Origin of the sequence: Rhodococcus sp. LW-XY12, assembly GCF_019317345.1 — a bacterium.
Classification (GTDB): Bacteria; Actinomycetota; Actinomycetes; order Mycobacteriales; family Mycobacteriaceae; genus Rhodococcus; species Rhodococcus pyridinivorans.
In genome coordinates this window covers 45027-59856 of record NZ_CP079229.1, presented here as the reverse complement: position 1 = coordinate 59856, position 14830 = coordinate 45027, and the positions used below count along the sequence as shown (strand labels likewise).

The 14830-nt window shown below is 67.1% G+C and carries 11 protein-coding genes; 2 read left to right on the top strand and 9 right to left on the bottom strand.

All coding sequences use genetic code 11. From position 1 onward, the window contains the following. The first annotated feature begins 63 nt into the window (after positions 1-63). Positions 64-255, top strand: coding sequence for a hypothetical protein (locus tag KXC42_RS26900; protein WP_219130729.1), 192 nt, complete (start codon positions 64-66; stop codon positions 253-255). A gap of 262 nt (positions 256-517) precedes the next feature. Further along, positions 518-664: a hypothetical protein gene (locus KXC42_RS26895; protein WP_219130691.1), complete on the top strand. Its 147-nt coding sequence runs from the start codon at positions 518-520 to the stop codon at positions 662-664. A gap of 11 nt (positions 665-675) precedes the next feature. Here the strand turns inward: KXC42_RS26895 and KXC42_RS26890 are convergent, their stop codons facing one another. From KXC42_RS26890 to KXC42_RS26850, 9 genes are all read right to left on the bottom strand, one after another. Next, on the bottom strand, positions 676-900 hold the full coding sequence (locus tag KXC42_RS26890; protein WP_219130690.1) for a hypothetical protein: 225 nt from the start codon (positions 898-900) through the stop codon (positions 676-678). Positions 901-966: 66 nt separating this feature from the next. Next, the gene (locus tag KXC42_RS26885) at positions 967-1284 is read right to left on the bottom strand and encodes a hypothetical protein (RefSeq protein WP_257606266.1); all 318 of its coding nucleotides are present in this window, start codon (positions 1282-1284) and stop codon (positions 967-969) included. 389 nt (positions 1285-1673) lie between these two features. Next, complete coding sequence (locus KXC42_RS26880) at positions 1674-2009, bottom strand: hypothetical protein (protein ID WP_052040200.1); 336 nt, start codon at positions 2007-2009, stop codon at positions 1674-1676. Between the two features lie 140 nt (positions 2010-2149). Next, on the bottom strand, positions 2150-2671 hold the full coding sequence (locus KXC42_RS26875) for a hypothetical protein (protein WP_033098730.1): 522 nt from the start codon (positions 2669-2671) through the stop codon (positions 2150-2152). Between the two features lie 417 nt (positions 2672-3088). Then, the gene (locus KXC42_RS26870) at positions 3089-3877 is read right to left on the bottom strand and encodes a hypothetical protein (protein WP_219130689.1); all 789 of its coding nucleotides are present in this window, start codon (positions 3875-3877) and stop codon (positions 3089-3091) included. Further along, entirely contained in the window at positions 3874-4224 is a 351-nt protein-coding gene (locus KXC42_RS26865) for a hypothetical protein (protein WP_219130688.1), read from the bottom strand. The genes KXC42_RS26870 and KXC42_RS26865 overlap by 4 nt, the downstream gene beginning before the upstream one ends. Before the next feature lie 267 nt (positions 4225-4491). Further along, on the bottom strand, positions 4492-5445 hold the full coding sequence (locus KXC42_RS26860) for a Fic family protein (RefSeq protein WP_219130687.1): 954 nt from the start codon (positions 5443-5445) through the stop codon (positions 4492-4494). A 1-nt stretch (position 5446) separates the two neighbouring features. Beyond that, positions 5447-5635 carry a hypothetical protein gene (locus KXC42_RS26855; RefSeq protein ID WP_006554218.1) on the bottom strand — a complete coding sequence of 63 codons (189 nt, stop codon included), beginning with the start codon at positions 5633-5635 and terminating at the stop codon, positions 5447-5449. 85 nt (positions 5636-5720) lie between these two features. After that, positions 5721-14768 (bottom strand): helicase-related protein, encoded by a 9048-nt coding sequence (locus KXC42_RS26850; RefSeq protein WP_219130725.1) that lies wholly within the window; start codon positions 14766-14768, stop codon positions 5721-5723. Between the last annotated feature and the right edge of the window lie 62 nt (positions 14769-14830).

Sequence of the window (14830 nt, the reverse complement as noted above, 5' to 3'; positions counted from 1 at the left end):
CCAGAAAATTAGCTTCGCTAAAATTGTGGTTTGAACTGGGAAAACGACACGTCCCGTTCTGTCGTGTCGATCGGAGAAAGCACCACCATGAAGCCCGGCGATCAGGTGAAGGTCAGCGCACTCGGCAAGTTCGTGTTCACCGTCAAGGACGTCGATGAGGACACCGGCATGGCGATGATCGAGGTCAACGCCGACAGCCCGCTCACGTATCCGTGGCCGGCGCGCGTGAGCGATCTCGTGCCTGTCGAGGACTGACTGCGAGGGCTCTTCCTGTGCCGGTCGCTTCCGCTTCACCTGTTTGGTTCCGATCCGTCCTTTCGCTACGGTGACCGCTGCAATCACCCGAGTTCCCCGGTAGGTGAGTGATTCCCTGACGGGTCGAAGGATGGTCCCCGGCGCCCCCGCCGGGGACCATCGCCTTTTCCGCTGCTGGGCTGTGCGTGCAGCGGACGACACAGTGGCTACTCTCGGGCGCGTGAAGGACAGGACGCGAGCTCTCGGGAATACCGCCGATGCGATGACCGACGATGAGCTCGAGACCGCGATTGCGGCGCTGCACGGCCGTGAGCGGGAGCTTCTCGTCGCCGGGGACAGCGAGGCGGCGTTCGATCTGATGGGCACGAAGTTCGTTCTGCTGTCCACCCTGGAAGGTCGACGACGCTGATCGCTGCGGGGTTACTCCGCGTCCCCGCTGGGCGGGAGCAGCTCATTGATCAGATCGTCGGGCGTTTCACCGGCCTCGAGCCTGTCGATGATCGTGCGGGGATCTTCGATGTCGAACTTTCCTGCAATTGCATTGGCAGCGCGGATGTTCTGGGCGATGTGGTTCTTGATAGCTTCTTCGCCATGTGAGGCGAAGATTTCGCAGAGAGCCTGAGTGCGGCTTTGCTTGTCGGGCATGGCGTTCCCTTCGCGGACATCATCCGGTCGTGCTCGGTTCGTGCTGGTTCGTGGCGGTCGGTGCCGTCACTGCCCGACGGTGCGCTTCTTGCGGCGCCGGACCTTCTCGACGTCGGGGAAGGGCTGACCGTCGTTGTAGGTGTGCTCAAGTCGGTGGGTGTGGTCGGCGATGGCTGCCTCGATGAAGGAGTTGAGCGAGCCGTGAGCGCCGGGATAGACACCGCGCAGGCGCTTGTGCGCGGTGGTGGCGGCGTCGATGACCTTTTCGGCACGGGTGAAGGTGCGACGAGTCACGGTGGGCGGCAGGGCGTGGGCGGGTGCGGCCGACGTCGGCGTGGCATCCGCGTCAGTGCGCGGGCCGGGGAGGGTTTTCGTCGTCCACATCCGCCCCGCTGTACATGCCGTCGATCTTCGTCACAGACTCTCGTCTCCTTCGTCGTAGATGGTGTGGTGGTGAGCGCCGCCGATCATGACAGTTCGGTACGACTGGTCTCACAGCGTCGTCGCCGAAGGGGGCGACGAACGCGACAGGGCACGGTCGCCGTCGGGACTTGCTGCTCACGGAGTGTTTTGCGTCCGTGCGGCGGTGCTGTGCGGGCTGACTGGCACGCCGCAGCAGCCACCGCGACCAGCACGAGTGCGGCTGCGGTGATGGCAACACAGGTGGGCCGCCATTCGACCTAGTGATTCTGGATAATCTTGCATTCCGTTCTATGCGGTATTTCATCTGTCGGTCGAACTCTGGACCGGTGTCGTAGCCGGGGCACGTGTCGTCACTCGCCGAGATGGGTGTCTTCTCTGGTCTCGGTGTCGAGGCGGCTGAGGATGCTGTCGTCGACTGCGGCGGCGAGGGTGGCGGTGTATTCGTACTCGTCGATGCGGTCGAGGGCGCCGGCGATGTGCTCAGCGGGGATGGTGATGCCGATGCGGGGGCGGGCGTCGATGAGCAGGTTCAGGAAGGGAGCGGGGTCGTAGTTGTCGGTGGCGCGGATGAGTCGGCGCAGTGCTGTGGCACCGGCGATAACGGCGTCGACCTCGGTGGCAGCAGTGCCGGTGGTGGCGACGGTGTGGTCGAGGTGCGGATCGCAGGTGACGGTCCAGGTGTGCATGTCGTGGTCTCTCCTGGCTGGAAGGTGGAAGGTCAGTGCTGTGCTGGAGGTCAGTGTGTCCGGTTCCGGCGAGCGGACCGGAGCGCAGACGGGCAGGTGGCCCGGTTCTGTGGAGAACCGGGCCACCTGTGGATAACTACTCAGTTGTGTCCGTGCAGCGCGAGGGCTTTCTCGTCGGCGGGGAGCAGCACGGATCGGGCGACTTGGACGGTGCGGGCCAGTTCCGCCACGAAAGCCTTGTGTCCAGCCTTGTCGAAGAAGCGGAAGGTCAGGGGTCCGGCTTCCACATCGACCCAGTGCACGTGGCGTCGACGCTCGGGGGAGAACGCACCGCCGGGCACGACGCTGGTCTGGGGAACCTGCGACCAGTTCACCGTGACCAGGTGCTCGTCGGAGGCGAACCGGTCGGGGCTGAGCATGAAGTGCTCGGGCAGTGCCATCAAGTAGCCCCCGCTCTGCGGACGGCGCAGCACAGTGATCAGCACGCGGGCCACGGCCGGGTCGGTGAAGACCATGCGCACGGCTCCGAAGGTGACGAACACTGCGGCGCTGGCGGTCAGCGCGCTGGTCACGTCCACGCGGACCTGCTGGTGTTCTCCGGCGATCATGATGGTGCTGCGGGTGGTCAGGCTCGGAAAGATGCTCGGTTTCTGCGACGTCATGGGTGCGCTCCCTGCGCTCGAAGTAAGAACCACCGGCCGGGGCCGGCTGTTCTTGTGCCCTTCTGGCAGGGAGATGACGACCGGCATCAGGGCCGCGGGAGTGCAATCCCTGGGACGAAAAGTTCCGGGGGAGCGCAGCGGGGGAGGAAGTTTTCGGGCCGTCAGGCCGCGGAGCGCCCAGGGGTTGCGCGGAGCGGACCGCCGGTCACAATCGGATGGCCAGAAGGGCACACCATGAGTTCTTGTCCCGGGCGCAGCGCAGCGGAGCTCGATTCGGTGGACACCGAAGGTGGCCCTGACGCGGGGGAGTAGAGGTCGACCTCGCCTGTCGTTGCCGGTACGGAGCTCTCTTTGGTGCTCGGCGTGCTCGACGAGAGGAAAGCCGTTTCGAGGCTTGTCGTCGAGTGCGCGCAGCACTCACCGAGAGAGGTCGGGTCCGGTTTCTCGGGTCGGTCCGGTGTCAGGGGGAGCAGCGGACGTTGAGGGGTTCTCGCCTCGGTTCTTGCTGTTGAGCATCTGCTCGACCGAGCGGGGATGGCCGAGGAGAGCGGCGGCGATGTCGGCGGCCACCGACGCCGGGAGATCGGAGGCAGGATTTTCCTCGCCCTGGGTCGCGGTGGGGTCGGCAAGACTGCTCAGCCAGTTCCGCGCTCGATCGAGGGAGAGGTCCTTGTTCTCGGTGTAGGTCGGTGGCCACTCGATTCCGCTGTCGATGCGGGCGCGGATGTCGGCGGCTCGCACGAGTTGTTCTGCGACCAGGGCGGCGACGAATTCGTAGTCTTTCTCGCGGCCGGCGATCGTTTTCGACACGCACAGATCCACTGGGTCCAGGCACAATCCGGTTCGGCCGTAGAGGGTGGAGGTGTCGTCGTCGACGATGAAGTGGACGAGGCGGTGTTCCCAGTGTCGGGGCAGGACTACGACGTCTTTGTGGATGCCTTCGACGTAGAAGCCGAAGGACATGTGGAAAGGGGAGCCCTCGCCGAGTCGGGCATCGAGGAGCAGCAGCTTGTCTTCGACGGCAGGTGGATCGGTGATCCCACTCAGGGGCAGGATGTCGACTTCTCGCGAGAGGAAGGCGGCCGGAGGCAGGGCGGTGGTGTCGAAGCTGCCGAGGATCGATTGGGAACCGAGCACGATCACGCGAGGTTCGTCGAGGTTGGCGCACGCGGCCCTGATCGCCCGTCCGAGTTCGTCCCGGTTCACCGCTGCGCAGTAGCTTTGAGTCTGGTGCCGAATTCGGTGAGGACGCGGCGACGTTCGTCATCGCTGAGCAGAACCGACAGGGGGGACAGGTTGCGCATTTCCCGGCTGGTGTCGTCGTCCGTCTCGACGATCCGGCGGATGTCATCGATGTCGTTGGTGCGGACGATCATGTCCCATCGGTCCAGGTAGCGCTCCATCAGTGGGCTCCGGTTCACCTGACGGCGGATCGTTTGCAGGCTGCGGCGCACCGGTTCGGTGTCGACCGACAGACCGGTGGTGATGATCTTGTCGAGCACGGCGGACTGCACGAGCTGCTGACGCACAGTCTTCGGTGTGACCACGCTCATCTGTCCACCTCCTCGGCTCGAACCATCTGCGCCCTCTGCACGGATCGCTCTCATGATAGTGCGTGTATACAGCAGTTTCACCCTGTTGTTGCTCGCTGCAACACTTCCGGGTGGTGCTCGGTGATGCACGGCGGGCCAGCGATGACGGTCCACTTTCCTCTGCAGAACCCTGACCGGCAGGCGCGGCGGGGGGTGGATGCACCATGGCGTAGATGCGAGTGTCGGTGGCGATGCTGCGGCACCGCCAACCGCCAACTGCGTATCGGTCTAGAAGTCGAGGTCGAGGGTGGGTCGGCTGCGAGGCGCGTCCACGGGTGGAATCACGGGGTCCGGAGTGGAGGTGTTGGCGGTGAAGTCGTGGACAGAGCGTGGGTGCGCAGACATGGCGGCGGTGATGGCGCGCAGATCGACGCCGTGGTCGATGATCGGGCCGGCGGGATCAGGATCGGCCGCGTCGGTGATCGCCATGTCCAGCACCTCGCCCGTCAGGCGGGTGTCGCCGGTCTGCATGTACTCGAAGCGTCCCCAGACGAACTGCTCACGCAGGTCCCCAACCAGCGGGTTCTGCTTCAGTTCGGCCTTGCTGACGGCCCGGAAACGGTCGGTGTCGAGCCTGTAGCCGGCCTCGGCGGACAGTTGCCGGAAAAAGGAGAATTGAGTACGGGTGTTGCCCTCACGAAATGGATGGACGAAGTTTATCCGCAGCCACACTGTGGCCAGTTCTCCGATGAAGTCGCTGCGGGCAAGTCCGCGCAAATTGTCTTTAACAGCGATGCGGTCGAGAACGACTTTAGCGGCTTGGGGGACTTCGCGGGCCTTGAAATACTTGTGCGGAATTTCGGTGACGCGGTTTTGCCCGTTGCGGATGGCGGCGACGTCCGGCCCCCACTTGACCATCGGCCAGTCCTGCGGGGCAGTGCGCAGTTGCCCGGCCCAAGGGTAGATGTCCTGAAACAGCTGGTAGTGGGTGCGCTGGAAGTGGTCCAGGTCGTAGCGGCCCGGAAGGGGACGGTCGGCGAGTTCTTGCATCCGCGAGTAGCTGACGGCACCTTCGACGCGATGCACGACCTCGGCGTCCGGGATGCCGTGGGGCCACTTTTCCGATCGCAGCAGCAAATTTTTCAGGACGGCGCGGCTGGGGTCGGGCATGTCGTCCGCGTTCCATTCGATCGTCTCGGGAATGAAGTAGTCCAGCCACTCTGGTGAATATCGCGGGGTCATATCAGTCGATGTCGTATCCGGCCTCCCGGGCGATGATTTTGGTGACTTCTTCGACCGTTTTGGTGCCCCGGATCAGCTCGACCAATAATTCCTTGTCGCCGTCGCTCATCTGGCGGCCTTCGATCGCCATGATGGGTTCCATTGCGGCGAGGGCGGCGCGAGCTTCGGATTCGGTCTTGCGTGGTGTCACGGATTCCCCTTGGTCGGTGGTGGCGGTGGGGCAGAGCCTTGGGGCCGGTTCTGCCCCACCGGTGATGTCGAGCCTAAAGGCGAGGTCAGACGGCGCGACCGTCTTCGTATCCGCCGTCGCATCCGGCTTCGTACCGGCGCATCGGATCGGTGTACTGCGGCTGGTCCGGCCCGGTGCGGCGCGGATCGATCGGACGTAGCGGGCGCAGGTCGCCGGCTGCCCGCAGTCCCTTCTCGAGCATCTCGTCGAGCACGAAGGTGTCCTCGGCGAGCGCCACCGTCTCGGTCGGGTCCACGATCGCCTCGTCCGGGTCGATCACCGTCTCGGTCGGCTCGACGACAGCATCGGTGTCCGTTTCGTCACCCACCACTATTTGGTCGTCAACTCCGATTGCCGTGTCGGCAAGTGTTGTGGTTTCCGTCGTGGTGGTGAGACGTTCGCGGCGTTCGATGCCGACCTGGTGGATCGCTTCACGGCCGATGTTCTGCTCGGCGGCGAACTTCTCGACCGCTCGGGTGGCGATGCTGAAGGCTTCGCCGCGGGTGTTCACGGCCTCGCGGTCGATGCCGCCGTTACCGTCCCAGGCTTCGAGGTGCCATTGCCGCTCGTCCCAGCGCACTCGCGCACCGGGCCGGCCGCTGCCCGAGTCGAAGCCGTACTGCCAGATCGCTTCGGTGTCGTCGAGGGCCACCCACGGATCGGCCTTGCGGTTCGCCTCGCGCATCTCGGCGCCGTCGAGCCATGCTTGCCGGGCTGCGGCCATGCGCTCGGGCACCGAGGCGATGAGCTCGGCCTTGCTCATGTTCCGGTGTTCGGCCCACGCATCGGTCGGGTTCAGATCCAGAGTCCACTGCGGGTACTGCCCGTCCGCAGCCCGGCGCTGCTGGTCTTCGCGGACTCGGCGCAACGCCTCGGGGGAGTTCTCGCGGGCGTTGACTTCGAGCCGCAGTTCCTCAGCCCGCAGCTTCGCGGCCTCGAGTTCGGCCGTGTCGGTGAAGTCGAGTTCCGGCTCGGCCTCGGCCTCGGCGAGTCGGCGACGGTTGTGTTCGATCCGCGACTCGATGGTGGTGATGTGCCGGTCGGCGCGATCGGCGATCTTGCGGATCGTGGACAACATTCCCTGGGCGCCGGTGGAGCGTTCGAGGACGTTGAAGAACCGATCCCGCTCGTACCAGGCGGTTTCCTCACCGACGGTGACGGAGAACTGGCCGAGGGTCTGGCTGTAGCCCAGGCTCAGCGGCACCCCGCCGATGACACCGAAAACCTGCTCGTCGTTGCTGCGGGTCACCTCGTCTTTGAGCCGGATCAACGACCCTCGCAGGGCATCGGCCAGCTCCGCCGTCTGCGAGTCGGGGATCGCCTTGTCGGGGAACGCCCACGTGCGCTGGGCACGGTCTTCGATGCCGCTCCAGGCTGCGAGCTTGCCGGCGACCTCACGGACCTCGGGCAGTCGCTTCTCGTCGGCGGTGATCGACCGGCTCAGTGCCCGGATCGCAGCATTGCGGGCCGCGTTGGCGCCCCGCACCGCATCGCGGCGGGCTTCGAGTTCGGCGACCTTCTGGTCGGCTTCGACCTGCTCGACGAACACCGGATCACCTGTGGCTGCGGCCTTGCTCTGCGCCCACGAGACGGTCAGATCTCCACCGAGGTCTTCCATGGTGGGCGGCACATCGGCCTTGCGGATCATCGCCACGAAGTTCGATTTGCGGGCGACGTACTGGTACATCATCGCGTCGTAGGAGCGGCGGGCGACCATGTTGACCACGCTGACGGTCTCGTGGACGTTGCCCTGGCGGATGATGCGGCCGAGGCGTTGTTCCATGTCCGCGGCCGTCCACGCCGGGTCGAGGTTGATCATCTGCTTGAGTGCCCGTTGGACGTTCAGGCCGGTGCCGCCCTTCTTGGTGGAGGTGAGCAGCACCCGGATCCGCCCGTCGGCGCAGGCTTGCACCAGGCGGGCCTTGGCCTTGGGGTTGTCGTAGTCGTGCATGAACGCGATCTCTTCCCGTTTCATGCCTCGGGCCACCAGGGCGTCGCGTAGTTCGGTGTAGAGATTGCGGGCCTTGGGGCCGGCTCCGGCCTTGGGGGTGCCGCGGTCGCAGAACACCAGCTGGAACACCCCGGTCATCTCGGGGCCGTACTTGTCGGCCGGGATGCGCAGGTCGGCGTGGTCGCGGTGGACCTGCCAGATCAGGTCGGCGGCATGCTCGACCCGGCTGTGCTGCGGATCCGGTGCACCCAGGTTCGCCAATGACGGATACATCGTCAGATTCCGCCCGTCGGTGGCGATCTTGAGGCTGTTGTCCAGATCCATCCGATCGCCCTGGATCTGGGACATGCGCACATCGAGGTCGGCCATCGCGTCGATCGAGTCCTGGCCCATGTCGAACTCCACGATCTTCGGGGCTCCGCCGTCGAGGACGGGCAGGCGCACCGGGATCCGATCGGAGGTCACCACGTCCCGGAACTGGTCGAGCATCGCCACCAATTGCGGGACGTTGGCGTATTCGGCCATGCGGGTTTTCATCTGAATGCGGGTGGCGGTGGTGTTCATCTCCGGCACCGACACCGGCTTGGCGAAGGTACCCGCCCAGTTGTCGATCCGTCCCAGGCCGGCCTCGTGCAGCAGGTCCGGGCGCAGGTACTTGGTCATCACCCAGATTTCCGACAGCGAATTGCTGATCGGAGTGCCGGTGGCGAAGGCGATCGCCTTGGCCGGCGCGTGCGCCATCCCCTGCTCGGCGCCCAGGGCGCGGGCCTTCTCCCGCAGGTACTTGGCCTTCATCTCCAGGTCGGTGGCTCGCTGGGAGCCGTTGGTGACCGCCAGATCGGCGCTGTTGGACGGGCGTGTGAGGTTCTTGTAGTCGTGGGCCTCGTCGATGAACAGGAAGTCGGCCCCGGACTGTTCGAAGGTCAGTCCTTCGTCGGTGGCCTTGGCCGCGATGATCTTCTCGACCCTGGCCTCGGCGTTCTTGATCGCCTGCTCGATCTGCTTGACCGTGAACTCCGCGCCTTGGCTGTTGGCGGCGTCGAGGGCGTCGCGCAGCTCACCGAGTTCGCTTTCGAGGTACTCGATCTGCGCTTCGCGGCGCATGGCGATGCGACTGAACACCGACTGCGGCACGATCACCAGGTCCCAGTCCCCGACGGCGCTCTGCCCGACGAAGCGTTGCCGGTCATCGCGCCCGTCCAGGTCGGCGGCGACGAGGATGTTCGCGTTCGGATAGGCGTCGCGGGCCTCGACCGACCACTGTCCGAGCAGGTGATTGGGCACCACGATCCACGGCTGGCGGATCTGCCCGAGCCGTTTGGCTTCCATGCACGAGGCGGTGATCGTCAGGGTCTTGCCGGCCCCGACGACGTGGTCGAGCAGGATCGTCTCGTCGTGCAGGAACCGTGTCACGGCGGCGGCCTGGTAGTCGTACGGCGTGTACTTCGGGTTCATGCCGGGAAACGCCTTGCCGGTCGCGTCGTGGACCGGCTTGACGTAGGAGTTGTAGCGCTCGTTGAAGATGCGGGCCAGGCGCACATAGCGGTCGCCGTCCTCCCACAGCCATTTTTCGAACCGCTCCTGCAGGGCTGCGGCCGAGGCTTGTGCCTGCTCGGTGAGCTTGACGTGGAACCGCGGCTTCGGGGAGCGTTCGAGCTCGTCGCCGGTCTTGTTGACCTGGACCGGTTTGTTGTTGGCGAGCAGCTCGACCATCTTCACGCCCGGCAGCCGGGCACTGCCGTACTTGTCCGGGTAGCCACCGGAGAATTCGTGGCGGCTTTTCTGGTCGGTTTTGATCTGCCAGTTTCCGCTGACCTGATCGTGTTCGACGGTCAGCCGGTCCGGGCGCAGCCCGAACTCCTCGACCAGAAACGCGCGGTAGTCCTCGATCGGCACCCAGGTCGCGCCGATGCGCACCCCGATCTCGGCGGGATCCACATCCGGCGGCACCACCTCTGCCAGTGCCTCCACCAGCGGCGCGTAGCGAGGATCGTCGCCGGCTTTGATCGTCGCCCGCGCCAGCTTGTCTCGCACCTGCCCGGACAGGGCCACGGTGGCCAATTCCCACCGGTCGGCGTCGTGCAGGGACGGATAGATCTTCCCCTGAGCCTGCTCGAGCGCGTCCTCGACGGACATCTTCAGCAGCTCGGCGACTCGCTGCGGCGAGATGTGCCCGAGCTCGTCGAAGCTGATCGCCAGCGCTTCGTCGACATCGGCGGCGCTGGCGGCCTTGTCCTTGAACGGGGTGGTGTCCTCGGTGAAGATCGCCGTCTTGGTCGCCACTGCGTCGCTGCCGTCGAACTTCGACTGGAAGTTCTCGATGGCCAGCACCATGCCCAGGCGTGGATCCCGGGCGATCGCGCCTTGCAGATGCGCGGAATAGCGGCGCGGTTGCGGCTGCTCGGACGCCTTCTCGTACAGCTCCTCGTACACCTCGTCGGGGATCGACCCGGTGTAGGGGCCGGCATCCTTCGGATCCAGCCCGTCGGCGAGGGCCTCCTCGCGACCGGTCTTGATCCGCCACTCGGCGATCGCCTTGTCGAGGCGGGCGGCGATCTTGTCTTCCGACAGCGGGGTCGGTTCGGTGAGCTTGAAGCGGTTCAGCGGCCCCCACGTGCCCACGTAGCGGTCGTAGAGGCCACCGAGGCGGGCGCGGATGACGTCGCGGTCGGCGACGGTGGCGGTGCGCGAGCGGCTGGCCTCGGCCAGCTCCATCACCGTCTCACCGAGACCGGTGATGACCTTCCACTGCTCGGCCAGGTCCTTGCCGCGGCAGCCGACCTCGGCCCAGCCGCGACCGAGGGTGAACTGCTCGAAGCGGTCCTCGGTCTCGTTGAAGCGCATCGCACCGGGCAGCACCTCGTGGGAATCGAGGTCGGCGCCGGTGCGCAGCCCCGGCGTGGTGAACGCTTCGACCTGCGCCGGAGCGGGGGCCGGGGCGGTGAATCCGAGTCCGCGATCGACGGCGTGGTCGATGATCGGGTCGAGCTGCTCGCGCAGCTGCGTCGCCAGCGGCTTTGTGGTGGTGGGGGCAACGCGCAGCGACGATCCGGCGTACATGCCGCCCCCGACCGTCAGGGTGCCCAGCACCCGCTGCGGGTACTTCTTGAAGTATGGGTTGATCCAGGTGTGGGCGGCTTCGCCGGTCTTGGCGTCGATCGGTTCGACCTGGACGGCGGGCTGTGCCCATTCGAGGGTGTCCTCGGTGGGGGTGGCGCCGTCGTCGCGGCGGCGGAATACCAGCACGTCGGTGACCACGTCGGTGCCGGCCTGCCGGTCGAATGCCCCGGTGGGCAGGCGTACCGCCCCGATTAGATCCCCCTTGGCGACGATCGCGGCGCGTTCTTCGGCGCGGCGGGCATCGGAGGTGAACATCGAGGTGACCACCGCGACGTAGCCACCGGGAGCGGTCAACGCCAGTGATTTGGCGATGAAGTGGTTGTGGATGGACAGACCGTCTGCGTTGTGGATCGGGTCGACGGGCGCGAACTTGCCGAACGGTACGTTGCCGATCGCCCCGGTGAAGGTGTTCTCGGGGGCGAAGTTGCGCTCGAAGCCGTGGTTGCGGATCTGCTGCGAGGGATACAGGTAGTGTGCGATTTTCGCGCTGATCGGCTCGATCTCGACGCCGACCATGCGCACCGACTCCGGTGCGGTGCCGACGAAGTGGCCGGCCCCGCAGCCCGGCTCGAGCACCACGGCGCCGTCGGGCAACCCGGCCCGCGCCACCGCCCGCCACAGCTCCGCCACCACCGCGGGGTCGGTGTAGTGCGCGTTCAGGGTGGTCTGACGGGCCTGGGCGAAGCCCTTGTCCCCGAGCAGGTCCAGCAGCTCGGCGTGCTCGTTACCCCACTGCGCGAGGATCTTCGCTCGGTTGTCGAAGATCTCCGGGATCGCTCCCCAGCCGGACCACTGCGCCAGCACCGCCTGCTCGTCGGCGGTGGCCGGTCGCTGCTGCTGGTCGAGGTGCTGCACCAGACGCAGAGCGGCGATGTTCGCCCGTGCCCGGGCCTTCGCCCCGCTGGGGACGAGCACCTCGGTTCCGAGGGCGAAGTCCTGCACCGCCGCGGCTGGGGCGGCAGGGCGGGCCACCGCGGCGTCGGCACCGTGTTCGGCGGCCGGCGCGCTTTCCTCGAGGCCGGTCTCCGCGACCATCTCGGGCGCGGTCGGCTGGTCCGCGGCCGCGGTGGCCGGTAGCTCGCTGCTGGCTGCGGCGGTGTACTTGGCGGCGGCGGTGCGGGAAACCCAGATGTGTGCGCCGGATTTCTTACGGACGCGCACCAGCTGGCGCTTGTCCCGCCACAGGGGACTCGACAGCGGCTCGCCGTACTCGGTCTCGGGAACAACCAGCTCGTCGGTGTCCACAGCCGGGGTCCTGGGCGCCGCCTCATCGGTCGAGGCGGCAGCCTCCGGCTCGACGGTCGCCGCCGGAGGGGTCGCGGCGGGCGCGGCAGGTTCTTCCTGCTCCAGAACCGGCTCGGGGGCCGGATCGGTGATCGGCCTGGCGTGGCCGACCATCAGGTGTTCGGTGAGCACCCACGAGGTTGCGGACGTCTCGAGGGCAGGGTCGGTGACGGTCGGGGTCGACGGCTCGGTGGGAGCGGGGTCGACCTCGTCGAAGATCACCGCGCCTGCGTCGTCGATCGCAGGCGCTACGACTCGGGGGGACGGCGGTTCGGCCTCCTCGCGCTGCGGTTCTGCTCCCGCGTCGACATCGGCCTCGGCCTGTGGGCCGATCTCGGCGGTGTTCTGCGGGTCGAGCTGCTCGCCGTCGTGTTCGGCGGCGAGCACGGTGCGGGCTTCGGCGATCGCGTCCCGCAGGGTCAGCTCGGGTCGGGGCCGGCCGTCGACGGTGGTGATGCGTTCTTTGCTGCCCGGTGTCCGCCCCAAGCGGATCGTCACGTGCCGGCCGTCCGGGTCGCCGATGACCACATCTCCGGCCCCGGCGAAGGTCAGATCGGCCGGGGTGAGGCTGTAGAGGTCGTCCCCGGCTGCCCGAAGCTCGCGCAGAACCTTCGGGTCCACATCGTGTTGAAGGGTCCAGGCCAGGTCGATGCCGTAGCGGTCGAGCAGGGCGGTTTCGGCCGGGAAGTCGCTGCGCAGCTGGTCGATGATGCCGCGCCGCACATCCTTGATGAGTGCGTGGTCGGCAACCGCGGAACCGGATTGGCTGTAGCGCCACAGCAGGTCCGCACTGGCGGCAGCGTGGTAGAACTCGTTGTTGCGGGCGTAGGCGATCGCCCTGGTCAGCACGGTGGCGCGGGCCTGGGCGTAGGGCCGGTAGGCCCGCTCGATCCACTCCGGGAGCGCGATGTTGCGGGCTTCGAGCAGCGCACCGATTGCCGCCCGGGCGTTGCGGCCGCAGGTTACGGAGCTGCTCTCGCCGCCGAGGGTGTAGTCCCAGCCCCGCATCGGGAAGTAGGCGACCTTGCTGTTCGGATGGTCCTTCAACGTCAGGGCGCAGTAGGCCGCCCCGTCCTGGAACTGGGCGGACAGCTCCGACGGGTCGGGTGCGGGCAGGTTCGGGATGATGTTCCCGCGCATCTCCGCAGCCAGACGCTCGGTGGGAATGTCCGCGGTGGCGGCGATCAGATCGGGGCGCTCTTCGGCCATGACCTCGAAGGCGGTCTCGATACCGATCTCGATGATCGGGGTGCGCGGGTACATCGGCAGCCCGACCCACGATCCGAGCAGCGGGTCCCGTCGGGCGTGCATGGTCATCCACGCCGTCCACTGCGCGGCGGTGCCTTGATCCCAGGTCAGCTCGGGACCGTGCACACGTTCCCATTCGGCGTAGGCCCGCTCATACAGCTCGTCCGGCAACCGGTGCTCGAGCAGTACCTTCGCTGCGGCCTGGCGCAGCGGGGGCGCTTCGCGGGCGGCCTCGGCGATCAGGCTCTTGACCTCGGAACGGGTCACGGCCGGCAAGTAGTCCGGGCGCCGGCCTTCGACCTGGGCGATCAGCCGCGGATCGACGGCGACCTCGGCGATCAGAGCCTGCCGTTCGCCAGCAGTGGCCTCGCGACGTGCCTGCTCGACACCGGCGAACCACTGGTGGCGGATCTCATCGCGACCCGTGCGGCTGCGCACCTTGCTGATCGCGGCGGCGACCTTCGGATCGGTGTCCGGCTGCGGCAGCGTCAGCGGATCGGCCGGGTCGTAGGCGGCGCGGCCCCTGTCCCACCACTGATCGGCCTCGACCGTGGCGGCGTGGTCGATCCCGTCCTGCACTGCGGCGACGTGCTCGCCGCGCTGCTCGGCGGTGGCCGGTTCGGCCGGCTCCTGGGTGTCGAGTACAGCCTGGGTGGTGTCGAGGAAGTCCTCGGTGAACGGACGCTCGACGTCGGCGCGGGCCTCGACGATCGCGTCGGCGACCTCGGTGGTGACCGGATGCTGTGTCGGCTCGCCGGTGCGGGCCTGCCAGTACGCCTCGGCAGCGCGGTGCCCGAGCTCGCCCCAGCGTTTCGGGTCGGACAGCATCACTCGGCACACCAGGAACTGCTCGTCGGTCAGCGAGTCGCGATCGGCCATCAGATCCGCGAGGGCGACCTGGGCCTTGACCGTGAAATGCCCGTCGGCCCACGCCAGGAACTGCGCTGCGGTGTTGACCTGCGGGTTGGCGGCAGCGTCGGCCTCGGTGTCCGGTTCGGCGAGGCGTTCGAGCAACCGGCGCTCGACTTCGGCCAGGGGGTCGATCCGCGGCCGCGGCTGCTGAGGCTGCTCGGCCTGCGGTTCTTCGCCCTGAGATGCCTCGGCAGCGGCCGGGGCAGGTGGTGTGGCCGGCTCGGCCGGTGTCGCGGCCGGGATGAACATCGGCCCTGCGGGACGGTCGGTGAACTGGGCGTTCGGCAGGTTGCCGGCCAGCATCGCCGCGATCAGATCGTGCGCTTGACCTTTGGTGATGCCGTCGTCGAGGACGAACGGCACGTTCGCCTCCGCTGCCAGACGCTCGATGGTGCGCAGTTGCCGCTCCGTTGCGGGATGCTCCCGCCAGGCCGGCTGCGCGGCGGCCACCTCGCGCACCGCCTGTTTGGGGACGGCCTCCGGGTTGATGCCCCAGGCGTGCAGCTCGTTGTGCAGCTGGTTCTCCTGCGCCCGCAGCTCACGCCAGCGTCCACGCAGACGGTCGAGCCGTTCGGTCAGCGTGGTGACGCGCTGACTGTTGGTCTCGATGCCACGGTCGAGTCCACGTTCCTGTGCGGTTG